The following is a 1,029-nucleotide window of genomic DNA, read 5'->3' as shown; positions in this document are numbered from 1 at the left end:
GGGGTCAGACTCGATTGAAAATATTGCGGTTTCAATCGAGTCTGACCCCATTGAAACCGCTGGAATATCAATTCTTCTCTATCTTCACCAAGCGAATGCTTCGGTTATCAGCATTAAGTACTGTTACTTTAAAGCCATACATAAGAGTTGTATCACCGCGGCGGGGCAGGCGTTCGAACTTCTTCAGAATCAGGCCTCCAATGGTGTCGAATTCCTTATCTGGCAGTTCCGTTGAAAAGTACTCATTAAATTCATCAATAGGGGTGATGGCCTTTACGTTATACTCGCCATCAGTAAGAGGCTTAATTAACGCTTCGTCATCGATGTCGTGCTCATCTTCGATCTCGCCCACGATCTGCTCAAGAATATCTTCAATCGTTACAAGCCCGGCAATACCGCCATACTCATCGGCAACAATTGCCATATGATTACGGTTTTGCTTAAACTCCTTAAGAAGCTGATTTAATCGCTTGCTCTCAGGTACAACCGTCGCTGGCCGTAAAGCCTCAGAAATCTTGTTTTTGCTAAGTTGTCCTTTTATCGCTAGGGGCAGTAAATCTTTAGCAAGCAAAATACCGATAATATCGTCAGTTGACTCGCCAATAACCGGAAAACGTGAGTGAGCAGACTCGATAATGCTATGCATATACTCTTCAGGCTCAAGCGTCGCGCGTACGGTAATCATCTGGGAGCGGGGAATCATCACTTCGCGAACTTGCATGTCGGTGACTTGCATCGCGCCTTCGATAATACTGAGCGAGTCAGCATCGAGAACGTTTCGGTCTTCTGCGGTACGGAGAATATCCATAATATCGCGCAGCGACGCAGGCTCATCTGAAAAAGCCTGGGTGAGTTTTTCAAACCAGCCTTTTGAACTATTTTTATGTTCTTGCTTGGCTTTACTATGGCCTGACTGGCTACTCGGAGGTTTTGAGTTATCTTCGTTCATAAACGTTTTCTAGCGAATCCTATGCTGTATCGTGGTTTGCAATAGTATCATCTTCGACGATCTCAGTGTAAGGGTCTGGA

1 protein-coding gene is annotated in these 1,029 nt (G+C 45.2%); it reads right to left on the bottom strand.

Going from position 1 to position 1,029, the window contains the following annotated elements; all coding sequences use genetic code 11:
• Positions 1-67 precede the first annotated feature (67 nt).
• On the bottom strand, positions 68-949 hold the full coding sequence (locus tag A3763_RS00480) for an HlyC/CorC family transporter (protein WP_068506685.1): 882 nt from the start codon (positions 947-949) through the stop codon (positions 68-70).
• Positions 950-1,029 lie beyond the last annotated feature (80 nt).

The organism is Oleiphilus sp. HI0128 (genome assembly GCF_001635365.1).
This window is presented reverse-complemented; position numbering and strand designations above follow the sequence as displayed.

What these genes read in the sequence shown, in the direction of transcription:
- A3763_RS00480 (WP_068506685.1), bottom strand. Translation starts at nt 949, where the DNA reads ATGAACGAAGATAACTCAAAACCTCCGAGTAGCCAGTCAGGCCATAGT.